Raw genomic sequence first — 13912 nt, 5'->3', positions numbered from 1 at the left:
ATATAAAGCCTTTCAAATTATTGAAAGGCTTTTTTTGTTATACACAATTAAGCTATTTTTGAAAAGACAAACAAGTATTTTAAATTAGGATGAAATTCCTAGTTTTAATATCTAACTTTTATGCATATAATGAACTATATTCTTTTTGATGGCCCATCACGTAATCAACTATTACCTTTTACATATACACGACCAGTAGCAGATATTAGAGTTGGAATATTGACTATTAGAGAAAAATGGGAACATTACCTTGAAGCAACAACAACTACCATAACAGAGGAGTATTTATCTGATAAATACCCAATGGTAGAACTGGAAACAAACATAATGATTAATGCATCGTATTGTCCAAATCCAGAATTGGTTGCTTTAATAAAAGATTTAAAAGAAAATCAAGCTATTTTTAAAGGAGAAGATGTTATCGCATTTTTTACTTTAGAATCTCAAGAAGATATAGATTTAAATGCATTTGAGGCTATAGAGTTTAATGAAGATATATTACAAATAGAACACACTTGGGATATTTTTTCTAAAAATGCAGAGGCTATTGCTCAAGACTTTACTTTACTAACAAAAGGGCGTCAATCTCAACCCATACCTAGTTCTAATAATATTATTGCTGCAGAAAATATATTTATTGAAGAAGGTGCCACATTAGAATTTACGACACTAAATGCAAGTTCTGGACCTATATATATAGGGAAAGATTCTGAAATAATGGAAGGTACTTTAGTACGAGGACCTTTAGCATTATGTAATAATGCAGTGCTAAAACTGGCAACAAAAATTTATGGAGCCACTACAGTAGGGCCCTATAGTAAAGTAGGAGGGGAGGTTAATAATTCGGTTCTATTTGGATATTCTAATAAGGGGCACGATGGCTTTTTAGGGAATTCTGTATTAGGAGAATGGTGTAACTTAGGTGCAGATACTAATAATTCTAATTTAAAGAATAACTATGCAGAAGTAAGGCTTTGGGATTACGATACAGAAAGTTTTGCAAGAACAGGATTGCAATTTTGTGGGTTAATGATGGGAGACCATAGTAAATGTGGTATTAATACTATGTTTAACACAGGAACAGTAATCGGAGTAAATGCTAACATTTTTGGTAGTGGTTTTCCACGTAATTTTGTGCCTAGTTATAGTTGGGGAGGAAGTTCGGGGTTTACAACATATAATACTAAAAAAGCTTTTGAAGTAGCAAAAGTTGTAATGTCTAGACGAAATCTAGAATTTACCGAACAAGATGAAAAAATATTATTAACTATTTTTGAAGACACTAAAAAATACAGAAGAGAATAATTTAGTGTCTACTAGTAAGTATTAAGGGGTATACTAGCCTACATAATTAATGAAAACAGCTCTGTAATTTTTCTAATAAGTATAGTACCTTATTATCTAATGGCTATAGATACCGCCTATTTGTTTTGTTGTTGATTTATAGTCGTTTGTCTATAAAACAGAATATAGAATCAATATGTAATAAAAAAAATATATATTGCTTAAGTATTCCCCTACAGTCTACTTATGAGCATGCTATTTAAAAATTTTTGGTGTTTTTCTGTATTATACATAGTTCTATTAATAATAGATAGTTATATAAAAGTTAATATGGAAGCTTTTCCTTATCGTTATATAACTAAAACACTGCTTATTTTTTCTTTGATAGTCTTTTTTATAGTTAATGAAAAAAAAGAAAAGTTAACCAAAGTATCTATTGTAATATTAGCATTATTAAGTTTTACAATTGGAGATGTTTTTCTAATAAATTCAGAATCGAGCGTAATGTTTGTTATAGGGTCTGTATTTTTTGCATTAGGTAAAATTTTGTATGCCATTAGGTTCTCTAATAAAGAAGACTTTAATATTTTAAAATTAATACCATTTCTGTTGTTTTGTTTTGTGTATATGTGCAGCCTAATGATGCTAGTATATAATAACCTAGGAGACTATTTTATATTTTTACTCATGTACTTATTTATAGTCATGATTTTAGCCCAATTTGCTTATTTAAGAAAAAATGAAGTTAATAAAATAAGCTATTGGTTAGTATTAGTAGGTGTTATTCTCTCCATGTTTTCTGATAGTTTAACCATACTTAAACAATTTTATGATAATAGCATAGCCTATAACCATATTACAATTATGCTGTTTTATGGTATGTCTCAGTATTTTATTGTTCTTGGAATTGTTAAAGAAAGGAAGAAGTTAAATACAGTCTAGAAGTAAAACATGAAGGCATTATTTAAAAATAAAGTTTGTTTTGTAGTTCTTTTTATGGCGATAATAATTGTAGACCTAATAATAAAAGATACATTAAAAACAATACCATACCGTTACCTGTCGAAATCTCTAATAATGATTTCTCTTATTATTTTTTATTTTTTACATCAAAAAGAACAGCAGAAAAAACATTTGTACTACATGTATATAGCTATGTTCTGTTTTTTTATAGGAGATATGTTTCTTATTAATTATGAGGAGGTTATGTTTTATATATTAGGTGTTTTTCTGTTTATAGTAGGAAAGTTATTTTATGTTTTTAGATTTTCTAATCAAAAAGACTTTAAACTAGTCGATTTATTCCCCTTTTTCGCTCTATGTTTTATACATATGCTCTTAATAATGAATTTAGTAATAGGAAACTTAGGGAGTTTTTTAATACCAGTATTTATTTACCTATTTATTTCTCTAATACTAATGTTATTTGCATTTTTAAGAAAAAATGAAGTAAACAGAGTTAGCTATACCTTAGTGTTACTTGGGGTTTTACTATCTGTAATTAACGACAGTGTAACTGTTTTACAATCGTTTTATAACCCAGAGATTATACCACATTATGATGTTTTTGTAATGATACTTTATGGAGTATCTCAATACTTAATTATTTCAGGAATTCTTAAAGAGTCAGACACTAAAACGATGACTTCTGTTTCTTAACACGTTTTAAATTTAATAGGTTAATAGGGTTAATGCCTAGGCCAGAAATTGGTTTTTGAGTAAACCTTACAACTTCATCATAATATAGGGGAACTATTGGGGTTTCTTGCATTACCAAACTATCCATTTTAGTATAAAGTGCTTCTCTTTTTGTTATATTAGTTTCGGTAAAAGATTGCGTATACCATGTATCGAATACACTATTTTTAAAATGAGTATAATTAGGGCCATTTGGTGCAAAATTATTACTGTAATATAATGAAAGGTAATTTTGTGCATCTGGATAATCTGCAACCCAACTAGCTCTAAACATATCTAGCTTACCATTAGCTTTAGAGGATTTTAAGGTAGAGGCGGGTATAACATCTACTGCAACTAATAAGCCAGTTTTTTGAAGTTCGCGTTGAATGTATTCACAAAAATTTAAATAATTACTAGTTGTAGTTATTGTAATTTTGGGTGTTTTGTTTCCTGTTTCTTTTATATATTGAGCTATTAAAGCTTTAGCTTTTTCTGGGTTGTAAGTAAAACCAATAGATGCGTTATACCCAGGAAGCCCCTTAGGAATAAAACCACCATTTGCAGGAATGCCAATACCATTTCTTAAAAAAGTCATCATTTTTTGCCTGTCAAAACCATAATTTACAGCTTGACGTAATAATTTGGATTGCATTTCAGACGATTCAGATTCCATAAAAAAGGCTAAATATTCTGTGTTTAAATAAGGACCTCTTAACATGTCTATACGGTTAGAGTATTTGTCTCTTAACGTTCCTTTTGCTGTTAAAATATCATCTTGATAAGAAGCATCCAAAGAATTTAAAAAATCTAGATTACCCTGAATAAACTGTAAAAATTCACTTTGTTTATCGGGTAAAAAAGTAATAGCAACAGCTTCAAGATATGGAAGTTGTTTTCCGTTGCTATCAGTTTCAAAATAATAATTATTTTTTCTAAAAACTAATTTTATATTTTCTTCCCAGCGCTTAAATTTAAAAGGCCCAGTACCAATAGGGTTAGCCCTAAAATCTCTTCCGTAATGTTCAACAATTTCTTTAGGAACTACAGAGCAGTATTTCATGGTTAGTAGCCCTAAAAATGCAGGAAAGCCTTGTTTTAATTTAATATTAAAAATGGTGTCATTAATAGCCGAAAAAGACTCTACTTTATTCATTACCCAACGGCCAGAAGAAGCAACTTTATTATCTATTAACCTATTCAAACTATATTCAAAATCTGAAGCCTTAACCGTTCTAGTAGAATCTTTTCCAAAAAGCGAATGTTTATGGAAATAAACATCATCACGTAGTGTAAAGGTGTAATTTAAAGCATCTTCAGAAATAGACCAATCTTTTGCAATACAAGGCTGTACATTTAAATTGTTATCCATTTGTACCAAACCATTAAAAAGCTGATTCACTGCCCAAATATCTGCATTATCTTTAGCGAAAGCGGGATCCAATGATCCAATGTTTTTATGTTCGTTATATCTAAAAACAAGATGCTCATTATTTGAATTTACAGCTGTATTACAAGAAAAAAGTAATATAATACTACAACTAGCTAATAAATAGTTTGTTATTGGTTTAAAATGCTTAGTTACACGTTTTATCATATTATAATTTAGTTGTAAATTTGCACGCTCTTATTTGTGCATAAGAGAATTAAAGAAAGTAAATATAAAGAGATTTATAGCGTCACGAAAACGACAAAACCATTTATGAGAAAAAAAGTAGCATTTTATACTTTAGGTTGTAAACTTAATTTTTCTGAAACTTCTACTATAGCTAGAAATTTTACAGATGAAGGCTTTGATCGTGTGGATTTCTCTGAAACAGCAGATATTTATGTTATTAATACTTGTTCTGTTACAGAAAATGCAGATAAGCGCTTTAAATCTATTGTAAAACAAGCTCAAAAAGCAAACCCAGAAGCTTTTGTTGCTGCTGTTGGATGTTATGCACAATTAAAACCACAAGAATTAGCAGATGTTAATGGTGTAGATTTAGTACTTGGCGCTACAGAGAAATTTAAAATTACAGACTATATAAACGACCTCTCTAAAAACGATTTTGGAGAAGTACACTCTTGCGAGATAGAAGATGCCGATTTTTATGTGGGTAGTTACTCTATAGGAGATAGAACACGTGCATTTTTAAAAGTGCAAGATGGTTGCGATTATAAATGTACGTATTGTACAATACCATTAGCAAGAGGAATATCTCGTAGTGATGCATTAGAAAATGTGTTGAAAAACGCAAAAGAAATTTCTGAAAAAAATATAAAAGAAATTGTATTAACAGGGGTTAATATAGGAGATTACGGAAAAGGAGAATTTGGAAATAAAAAGCATGAGCATACTTTTTATGAATTAGTAGAAGCTTTAGATACTGTTGAAGGAATAGAGCGTTTACGAATCTCTTCTATAGAACCTAATTTACTTAAAAACGAAACTATAGATTTTGTCTCAAAAAGTAGAACCTTTGTACCTCACTTTCATATACCATTACAAAGTGGAAATAACGAGATGTTAAAATTAATGCGTCGTCGTTACATGAGAGAGCTATATACAGATCGTGTAAACAAAATAAAAGAGGCAATGCCTCACGCTTGTATAGGAGTAGATGTTATTGTTGGTTTTCCTGGCGAAACAGAAGCCCACTTTTTAGATACTTATAACTTTCTTAATACGTTAGATATATCCTATTTACATGTGTTTACTTATTCAGAAAGAGACAATACAGTAGCTGCTACTTTGGATGGTGTGGTACCTAAAAATGTTAGAGCTAAACGAAGTAAAATGTTAAGAGGTTTAAGTGTTAAACTACGTCGTGCATTTTACGAAAAACAATTAGGAAGTAAGCGTACCGTACTTTTTGAAAGTGAAAATAAACAAGGATATATTTATGGTTTTACAGAAAACTATGTAAAAGTTAAATCACCATGGAATCCAGAATTAGTAAATACATTACAAACAGTTGAGCTAACCAAAATAGATGAAGATGGTATTGTTAGATTTAAGTTTATAGATTAAGGCTATAACTATAAAACATAAAAAAACCGAAGCTAATACTTCGGTTTTTTTATGTTTTTATATGTTGTTTTTAGATTCTTACACCCACAGGTAATAAACTTTTATATTGTCTATTACGTCTAATAAACTTAGCTATTTCTGGGCTTGTGGGAACAACACTTAAGTTGCGGTCTTTTACATTTTCGAATACTAATTTAAGAAATTCTGTAGTAAAATTTTCATCAGAAATGTCTTCAGGAATAATTAACTTAGTAAGAAAAATTTTGCGTTCTTGAAGAGAATATTCAATTTTTGCAAAATGATCGTCCATTTTTAATTCGAATTGACGTAAAAAATCGTTGTCAACTAGTTCAGCAGCATCAATCATAATATATTAAATTTAATTTTTAAGTAGGAATTCAAAAATAGTACTACTATTTTTATAGCTTTACTGCGCGAATTTACGAAATTTTTTTCGTTCTGGCGTGTTTTTTACTGTTAAATACTTATGAATCAAGATCTAATACACGTGTATTTAATGCCAGGGATGGCAGCAAACCCTTCTATATTTGATAATATAAGCTTACCTGAGTCTCAATTTAGACTTCATAAATTGCATTGGTTTATTCCAACAGAAAACGAAACGCTAAGTGATTACGCACTGCGCATGACTAAAAACATAAAACACGATAATGTAGTACTAATAGGGGTTTCTTTTGGAGGAATTTTGGTTCAAGAAATGAGTAAGCATATTAAATTGCGTAAACTTATAATAGTATCTAGTGTTAAAACAAAGCACGAACTACCAAAACGAATGAAAGTATTACGAGCTACTAAAGCCTATAAACTATTACCAACACAATTAATGAGTAATATAGACCTATTAGCAAAATTTGCTTTTGGAGAAACCATTACCAAACGCATAGAATTGTATAAAAAATACCTTTCTGTAAACGATAAGCGTTATTTAGATTGGGCAATAGAGCAAGTTATAAATTGGAATCAAGATAAAGTGAATCCTGAGGTAATACATATACATGGCGAAAAAGATAATGTATTTCCATTTATTAATTTAGAAGGCTGTATTTCTATAAAAAATGGAACACATATTATGATTATTAATAAATACAAGTGGTTTAATGAGAATTTACCTCAATTAATTTTAGGTTAAAAAAGAACCAATTTCGCAAAATATTTTTAAATTTACGTAAAACGTATTGAAGATGAAGATTATATATAAAACACTAGCATTAATAGGAAGTGTATGCCTAGCAGGATTATTTATTAATGCCTACCAAAATGCACCAACAGATGAAAACTTTGAAACGAAACGTATTAACGACTATAATGTTTATGCACTACAAGTTCCAGATCATTTAGAATTTGCAGGAGAAGGCGTGCCTTTAGAAAATCCAGATATTTTAGAACGAATGGATAAAGAGTTGTTAGTAAATACCTATTGGCAATCTAACGGCTTATTAATGTTTAAACGTGCAAAAAAGTACTTTCCAATAATAGAGCCTATTTTAGCAAAACATGGTGTCCCTGATGATTTTAAATATCTAGCAGTTATAGAGAGTGGGCTAACAAATGCTAAATCTCCAGCTGGAGCCAGTGGCGTATGGCAAATAATGAAAGCAACTGGTCGTGAAAACGGATTAGAAGTTAATAGAAATGTAGATGAACGCTATCATTTAGAAAAAGCCACAGAAGTAGCTTGTAAATATTTAAAGAAATCAAAAAACAGATTAGGGTCTTGGACATTGGCTGCAGCTGCATATAACGCAGGAAATGCAGGTGTTTCTAGACGATTAAAAGCGCAAGACGTTACAACATATTACGATTTATTGTTAGGTGAAGAAACAGGACGTTATGTGTTTAGAATAATAGCACTAAAAGAAATTTTGTCACACCCAGATAAATACGGATTTAATTTTAGAGATAAAGATTTGTATAAAACAGTTCCAACCTACAAAGTAAGTGTAGATACTGCAGTTACAGACTTTTCTCAGTTTGCTAAAAAATTCGATATTAATTATAAAATATTAAAACTGCACAACCCTTGGTTAAGAGAAAATGTACTTAACAATAAGTCTAGAAAGCAATATTATATTGATATTCCAGAAAAAGGCTATTACTCTAAAGTAGAATAGTGGTGGTGTAATAATATAAAATTAAAAAGGAGCTAATATTAATATTAGCTCCTTTTTAAGTATAAATAATTCTTATTTATCGTCTACCAGCACGACGCTGTTGTCTCATAGAACCACCCTGTCCGTAATGTTGCTTAGGCATTTGAGCGCGTTTCATGTTATTTTTCATTTCTTTAATTTGCTCTTTTAACATGCCCTGCTTATCTAATTTCTGTGCTTCATTAATTAATAAAGTAGCTTCTTGCTTTCTTCTTTTTGAAAAAGCAATACCTGCCAAATTAAGTTTAGCCATAGCTAAATCTTGATCCATAGATAACCCTAAAGTAACGGCCTTTTTAAAATAACGTTCCGCCTCATTCATATCTGTTTGTGAAACTAAAATCCCATTTAAATAATTAAAATATCCTTGCTGTTTTGTAACTAAAGCAGCTTCTGGGTTTTTAATTTTATCTAACCAATTTTTTGCTCCAGCCATGTCTTGCTTACGTAGCTTTAAGAATGCAAGAAGTATAAATTCATTTTTAAAGTATAAGAATATAAATATTAGTGAGAGTAATATTAACATAATTCCATTACCTATACCACCTTCTGTAAACTGCCATACAGCTGTAGCAAGAATTAAACCAGCAATTATTAATTTAAATATTTTGTTATACATATTGTATTTTTAATGAAAATGACGACTTAAAAAGTCTTCAAAAGTTGTTATTTATTATTTTAGATTGCAAAGAAACTAATTTTTGATGAAATATTAAGCTTTATAAAACGTAATTTATACTTCTGTAAGTCCACAGTTTATGCAGTATTCATACAAAATAAAAAATAATAGCAACGATATTAAAATATTTTTAAAATAAGGTTTGCGAAATAAAAAAGTCGTTGTATATTTGCGCTCAGTTTTGGGGTAATACCAAAGACAATACAAAGTATATAATTTTTCAGATTTAAAGATATTATAAAATGAGTAAAAGAACGTTTCAGCCATCAAAAAGAAAGAGAAGAAACAAACACGGTTTCAGAGAAAGAATGGCATCGGTTAATGGTAGAAAAGTATTAGCTCGTAGAAGAGCAAAAGGAAGACATAAAATATCTGTTTCATCTGAAACTAGACATAAAAAATAATGATTAACAATTGTTAACATAAATTGGGCGTTACTTAGGTGTAACGCCTTTTTTTGTATCTTATTATTACTATTTTTGAAACTCTATAAATCAACACAATGCCAAAGAATTCAAAACTAAAATCTATACTAATTATAGGATCTGGGCCAATTATTATTGGTCAAGCCTGCGAGTTTGATTATTCAGGAACACAAGCGTTAAGGTCGCTTAGAGAAGATGGAATTGAAACTATTTTAATCAATTCTAATCCAGCAACAATTATGACAGATCCTTCTATGGCGGATCATGTCTACCTATTACCTTTAAATACAAAGTCTATAATACAAATCCTTAAAGAACATCCACAAATTGATGCTGTTTTACCTACAATGGGAGGGCAAACGGCTTTAAATTTATGTATTGAAGCAGATGAAAAAGGAATTTGGAAAGATTTTGATGTAGAAATTATAGGGGTAAATATCGATGCCATTAACATTACAGAAGATAGAGAGAAGTTTAGAGAGTTAATGTTAGAAATTGGTATTCCAATGGCGCCGCAAGCCACTGCAACATCATATTTAAAAGGTAAAGAGATCGCTCAAGAATTTGGATTTCCTTTAATTATTAGAGCCTCATTTACTTTAGGAGGTGCAGGTGCTTCATTTGTATATAAAGAAGAAGATTTTGACGAGTTATTAACACGTGGGTTGGAAATTTCTCCAATTCATGAAGTCATGATCGATAAAGCATTAATAGGCTGGAAAGAATACGAGTTAGAGCTATTACGTGATGAAAATGATAATGTTGTTATTATCTGTTCTATAGAAAATATGGATCCTATTGGTATTCATACAGGAGATTCTATTACAGTAGCACCAGCAATGACATTAAGTGATACTACATACCAAAAAATGCGTGATATGGCTATACATATGATGCGTAATATTGGTGACTTTGCAGGAGGATGTAATGTACAATTTGCAGTAAGCCCTGATGAAAATGAAGACATTATTGCTATAGAAATTAACCCGCGTGTATCGCGTTCATCTGCATTAGCAAGTAAAGCAACAGGATATCCTATTGCAAAAGTAGCAGCAAAATTAGCTATAGGTTATACTTTAGATGAATTAGAAAACCAAATAACTAAATCTACTTCGGCATTATTTGAGCCAACATTAGATTATGTTATTGTAAAAATACCACGCTGGAACTTCGATAAGTTTGAAGGATCAGACAGAACATTAGGGCTACAAATGAAATCTGTAGGAGAGGTGATGGGAATTGGACGCTCGTTTCAAGAAGCACTTCATAAAGCAACACAGTCATTAGAAATAAAGCGTAATGGTTTAGGAGCAGATGGCAAGGGCTACAAAAATTACGATCAAATAATAGAAAAGTTAACCTATGCAAGTTGGGATCGTGTTTTTGTTATTTACGATGCTATACAAATGGGGATTCCATTAAGTCGTATTCATGAAATCACTAAAATAGACATGTGGTTTTTAAAGCAATATGAAGAATTATACCTATTAGAAAAAGAAATCTCAACGTTTAAAGTAGATACCATCCAAAGAGATTTACTTCTAGAAGCGAAACAAAAAGGATACGGAGACAGACAAATAGCACACATGTTAGGCTGTTTAGAAAGTCAAGTTTATGCTAAACGAGAAGAGTTAAATGTAAATCGTGTATACAAATTAGTAGATACATGTGCTGCAGAATTTGAAGCTAAAACACCATATTATTATTCAACATTCGAGAATGAAGTTGAAACAGCAGATGGAAAACGTTTTGCAGATAATGAGAGTAAGGTTTCTGATAAGAAAAAAGTAATTGTTTTAGGTTCTGGACCTAATAGAATAGGACAAGGAATTGAATTCGACTATTGTTGTGTACATGGCGTTTTAGCTGCTGCAGAATGTGGTTACGAAACCATTATGATTAACTGTAACCCTGAAACCGTTTCTACCGATTTTGATACCGCAGATAAGTTATACTTCGAGCCTGTATTTTGGGAGCATATATACGATATTATTAAGCACGAAAAACCAGAAGGCGTTATTGTGCAATTAGGAGGACAAACCGCTTTAAAATTAGCCGAAAAACTAGAACGCTACGGCATTAAAATTCTTGGATCTAGCTTTAAATCTTTAGATTTAGCTGAAGATAGAGGAAGTTTCTCTAACATATTAAAAGAAAACAATATACCTTATCCAGAATTTGATATTGCTGAAACAGCAGAAGAAGCATTAAAAGTAGCCGATAGATTAGACTTCCCTATACTTGTACGACCATCGTATGTATTAGGAGGACAAGGAATGAAAATTGTAATTAATAAAAAAGAACTAGAAGAACACGTTGTAGATTTATTAAGAAGCATTCCAGGAAATAAATTACTATTAGACCATTATTTAGATGGAGCAATAGAAGCAGAAGCAGATGCAATATGCGATGGCGAAAATGTATACATTATTGGTATTATGGAGCATATAGAACCTTGTGGAATACACTCAGGTGATAGTAATGCTACGTTACCACCTTTTAACTTAGGGAATCTGGTAATGCAACAAATAAAAGATCATACCAAAAAAATTGCCTTAGCGTTAAATACTGTTGGATTAATAAATATTCAATTCGCTATAAAAGACGATACTGTTTATATTATAGAAGCTAACCCAAGGGCCTCTAGAACAGTACCATTTATAGCAAAAGCTTACGGAGAGCCTTATGTAAACTATGCAACAAAAGTTATGTTAGGCGAAAAGAAAGTTACAGATTTCGATTTTAAACCAGAATTAAACGGCTATGCCATAAAACAACCAGTATTCTCTTTTAATAAATTTCATAATGTAAATAAACAACTAGGACCAGAAATGAAAAGTACAGGAGAGAGTATTCTATTTATAGACGATTTAAAAGACGACGAATTCTATAATCTTTACTCAAGACGTAAAATGTATTTAAGTAAATAAAAAATATAATCAACTTATATATTTATAACGCAATGCTAATGCTCGAAAAGAGTATTAGCATTGCGTTCTTTTTTTCCTATATAAATTGTAGGGTTTTTTGAGAATGTATTGTTATATATATAACAATGGAATGTTAAAGAAAATTTTATGTGCAAAAAAAATGCTAACTTTACATATAACGTATATAAATCCCTATACTATTGAAAAAAACTACAATTGCTAATTCTATAAAAAAACAAACATTACTATGTGCTATAGTAATGCTATCTTGTGTGTCTTTATTTGCTCAAAAAAATATTTTTGATGTTAGCAGATCTGGCACTATCGAAGAGATTCAAGCACTTTATAAAGAAACCCCAGATATTATTAATACAGCTAACGAAAATGGCTATTCACCACTTGTTTTAGCATGTTATAATGGTAATGATGCCATTGTTACATTTTTAGCGGATAAAGTGGATAATATTAACGGTGCTACTAATTATGGTTCTCCATTAATGGCAGCAACCGTAAAAGGCTATATTAAAATTGTAAATATATTATTAAAACATAAAGCCGACCCAAATATAACCGATGCTAAAGGCATAACAGCAGGACATTATGCTGTAATGTTTAGAAAATATAGTATCATTGAAATGCTTGTGGAGGCCAATGCAGATTTTAACTTAAAAGATGATAATGGTAAATCAGCATTAGATTATGCTAAAAATTATAACGACGAAAAAATAAATAAATTGTTAAATATAAAATTATAGACTATGAGAAAAATTACTTTTTTATTACTTTTTTTAACAGCTAACATTATGTTAGCGCAAACTTGGACTACAGGACAAGTTACTCTAGATGCTGGAGATAATTATTCTGTACAGTTTGATATTAATGTAGGAACTAATACGGTTACTATGACAATGATTGGAAACCAAAATGTATGGTTAGCTGTTGGTCCTGGAATAGCAACTAATAGCCCTAGTGGTGGGATGGGAGCTCTTGATGATGATGCTATTGTATTTAATAGTGCTGGTTTGCAAGACAGGAATATGCCATCTGGTACAGGAACGCCTCCTTTAGATAATGCAGGTTCTCCAATTGATGAATGGACATTAGTAAGTAATGACCTTAATACTCCATCTGCAGGAATTAGAACTGTAGTCGCTACAAGAGCTATAGATACAGGAGATTCAGAAGATTTTGTATTCCCAACATCTGCACAGGCGTTACCAATACTATGGGCTCATGGAAATGGTACTACAACATTTGGTTATCACGGATTTTCAAACAAAGGAGGGGTTACTGCTAACATTACATTAAGTACTCCAGAATTTGAATCTGAAATTAGAGAATTCTCTATTTACCCTAATCCAAGTTCATCTACAATGAATATTGGTCTTCCTGCTTTAGTAGAAGGATTAAAAGTTGAAGTATACGATATATTAGGAAAAAAAGTGTACTCAGATAATATAAGTACACTATCTACAAGTGTAGATGTTTCACAATGGAACAGCGGCATGTTTTTAGTTAAGTTATCTTCTGTAGAAGATAATGTTTCTTTAACAAAGCGTTTCGTTAAGATGTAATGTAACTAGAAGCAAAGATTTAAAAGAAAAATTTAAAAGCCTTCAATATATTTGAAGGCTTTTTTTAGTATTATACTTAGAAAATAATGATGGATTATGCTGGTATAAAAAAAGCCTCAATGAAGAGGCTTTAATATTAAATATATTCATCTAAAC

The 13912-nt window shown here is 30.6% G+C and carries 13 protein-coding genes; 10 read left to right on the top strand and 3 right to left on the bottom strand.

Annotation, left to right across the window (positions count from 1 at the left end):
• The first annotated feature begins 129 nt into the window (after window positions 1–129).
• The 3 genes from ACVC2P_RS18315 (at window position 130) to ACVC2P_RS18305 (ending at window position 2943) form a co-directional block, all read left to right on the top strand.
• Window positions 130–1305 (top strand): GlmU family protein, encoded by a 1176-nt coding sequence (locus ACVC2P_RS18315; protein WP_452599895.1) that lies wholly within the window; start codon window positions 130–132, stop codon window positions 1303–1305.
• A 225-nt stretch (window positions 1306–1530) separates the two neighbouring features.
• The gene (locus tag ACVC2P_RS18310) at window positions 1531–2226 is read left to right on the top strand and encodes a lysoplasmalogenase family protein (protein WP_452599894.1); all 696 of its coding nucleotides are present in this window, start codon (window positions 1531–1533) and stop codon (window positions 2224–2226) included.
• 9 nt (window positions 2227–2235) lie between these two features.
• Window positions 2236–2943: a lysoplasmalogenase family protein gene (locus ACVC2P_RS18305; RefSeq protein ID WP_452599893.1), complete on the top strand. Its 708-nt coding sequence runs from the start codon at window positions 2236–2238 to the stop codon at window positions 2941–2943.
• On the opposite strand, the gene ACVC2P_RS18300 is transcribed toward ACVC2P_RS18305, so the two are convergent.
• Complete coding sequence (locus ACVC2P_RS18300; protein WP_452599892.1) at window positions 2918–4558, bottom strand: ABC transporter substrate-binding protein; 1641 nt, start codon at window positions 4556–4558, stop codon at window positions 2918–2920. The genes ACVC2P_RS18305 and ACVC2P_RS18300 overlap by 26 nt on opposite strands.
• 105 nt (window positions 4559–4663) lie before the next feature.
• Between ACVC2P_RS18300 and mtaB the strand changes: the two genes are divergently transcribed.
• Window positions 4664–5977, top strand: a complete 1314-nt coding sequence (mtaB, locus tag ACVC2P_RS18295; protein WP_452599891.1) for a tRNA (N(6)-L-threonylcarbamoyladenosine(37)-C(2))-methylthiotransferase MtaB — start codon at window positions 4664–4666, stop codon at window positions 5975–5977.
• A 70-nt stretch (window positions 5978–6047) separates the two neighbouring features.
• Here mtaB and ACVC2P_RS18290 read toward each other — a convergent pair whose 3' ends face one another.
• Window positions 6048–6344 (bottom strand): N-acetyltransferase, encoded by a 297-nt coding sequence (locus tag ACVC2P_RS18290; RefSeq protein WP_452599890.1) that lies wholly within the window; start codon window positions 6342–6344, stop codon window positions 6048–6050.
• 120 nt (window positions 6345–6464) lie between these two features.
• On the opposite strand from ACVC2P_RS18290, the gene ACVC2P_RS18285 reads away from it, so the two are divergent.
• Both ACVC2P_RS18285 and ACVC2P_RS18280 read left to right on the top strand, forming a co-directional pair.
• A complete protein-coding gene (locus ACVC2P_RS18285) occupies window positions 6465–7127 on the top strand; it encodes an alpha/beta hydrolase (RefSeq protein ID WP_452599889.1) in 663 nt (220 codons plus the stop codon).
• A 52-nt stretch (window positions 7128–7179) separates the two neighbouring features.
• Window positions 7180–8109, top strand: a complete 930-nt coding sequence (locus ACVC2P_RS18280; RefSeq protein WP_452599888.1) for a lytic transglycosylase domain-containing protein — start codon at window positions 7180–7182, stop codon at window positions 8107–8109.
• A gap of 76 nt (window positions 8110–8185) precedes the next feature.
• On the opposite strand, the gene ACVC2P_RS18275 is transcribed toward ACVC2P_RS18280, so the two are convergent.
• Complete coding sequence (locus ACVC2P_RS18275; protein ID WP_452599887.1) at window positions 8186–8767, bottom strand: DUF2892 domain-containing protein; 582 nt, start codon at window positions 8765–8767, stop codon at window positions 8186–8188.
• Between the two features lie 302 nt (window positions 8768–9069).
• Between ACVC2P_RS18275 and rpmH the strand changes: the two genes are divergently transcribed.
• From rpmH to ACVC2P_RS18255, 4 genes are all read left to right on the top strand, one after another.
• Window positions 9070–9231 carry a 50S ribosomal protein L34 gene (gene rpmH / locus ACVC2P_RS18270; protein WP_452599886.1) on the top strand — a complete coding sequence of 54 codons (162 nt, stop codon included), beginning with the start codon at window positions 9070–9072 and terminating at the stop codon, window positions 9229–9231.
• A 98-nt stretch (window positions 9232–9329) separates the two neighbouring features.
• Window positions 9330–12182 (top strand): carbamoyl-phosphate synthase large subunit, encoded by a 2853-nt coding sequence (gene carB / locus ACVC2P_RS18265; protein WP_452599885.1) that lies wholly within the window; start codon window positions 9330–9332, stop codon window positions 12180–12182.
• Window positions 12183–12382: 200 nt separating this feature from the next.
• Window positions 12383–12937: an ankyrin repeat domain-containing protein gene (locus ACVC2P_RS18260; RefSeq protein WP_452599884.1), complete on the top strand. Its 555-nt coding sequence runs from the start codon at window positions 12383–12385 to the stop codon at window positions 12935–12937.
• Window positions 12938–12940: 3 nt separating this feature from the next.
• Window positions 12941–13756, top strand: coding sequence for a T9SS type A sorting domain-containing protein (locus ACVC2P_RS18255; RefSeq protein ID WP_452599883.1), 816 nt, complete (start codon window positions 12941–12943; stop codon window positions 13754–13756).
• Window positions 13757–13912 lie beyond the last annotated feature (156 nt).

Source organism: Pontimicrobium sp. MEBiC01747 (genome assembly GCF_053601635.1).
The sequence above is the reverse complement of the archived record's forward strand: the minus strand, read 5'-3'. Positions and strand labels throughout refer to the sequence as shown.

Bases quoted from the DNA above. Each gene is read 5' to 3' on its own strand.
- ACVC2P_RS18315 (WP_452599895.1), top strand. From the start codon at position 130: ATGAACTATATTCTTTTTGATGGCCCATCACGTAATCAACTATTACCT.
- ACVC2P_RS18310 (WP_452599894.1), top strand. From the start codon at position 1,531: ATGAGCATGCTATTTAAAAATTTTTGGTGTTTTTCTGTATTATACATA.
- ACVC2P_RS18305 (WP_452599893.1), top strand. From the start codon at position 2,236: ATGAAGGCATTATTTAAAAATAAAGTTTGTTTTGTAGTTCTTTTTATG.
- ACVC2P_RS18300 (WP_452599892.1), bottom strand. From the start codon at position 4,558: ATGATAAAACGTGTAACTAAGCATTTTAAACCAATAACAAACTATTTA.
- mtaB (WP_452599891.1), top strand. From the start codon at position 4,664: ATGAGAAAAAAAGTAGCATTTTATACTTTAGGTTGTAAACTTAATTTT.
- ACVC2P_RS18290 (WP_452599890.1), bottom strand. From the start codon at position 6,344: ATGATTGATGCTGCTGAACTAGTTGACAACGATTTTTTACGTCAATTC.
- ACVC2P_RS18285 (WP_452599889.1), top strand. From the start codon at position 6,465: ATGAATCAAGATCTAATACACGTGTATTTAATGCCAGGGATGGCAGCA.
- ACVC2P_RS18280 (WP_452599888.1), top strand. From the start codon at position 7,180: ATGAAGATTATATATAAAACACTAGCATTAATAGGAAGTGTATGCCTA.
- ACVC2P_RS18275 (WP_452599887.1), bottom strand. From the start codon at position 8,767: ATGTATAACAAAATATTTAAATTAATAATTGCTGGTTTAATTCTTGCT.
- rpmH (WP_452599886.1), top strand. From the start codon at position 9,070: ATGAGTAAAAGAACGTTTCAGCCATCAAAAAGAAAGAGAAGAAACAAA.
- carB (WP_452599885.1), top strand. From the start codon at position 9,330: ATGCCAAAGAATTCAAAACTAAAATCTATACTAATTATAGGATCTGGG.
- ACVC2P_RS18255 (WP_452599883.1), top strand. From the start codon at position 12,941: ATGAGAAAAATTACTTTTTTATTACTTTTTTTAACAGCTAACATTATG.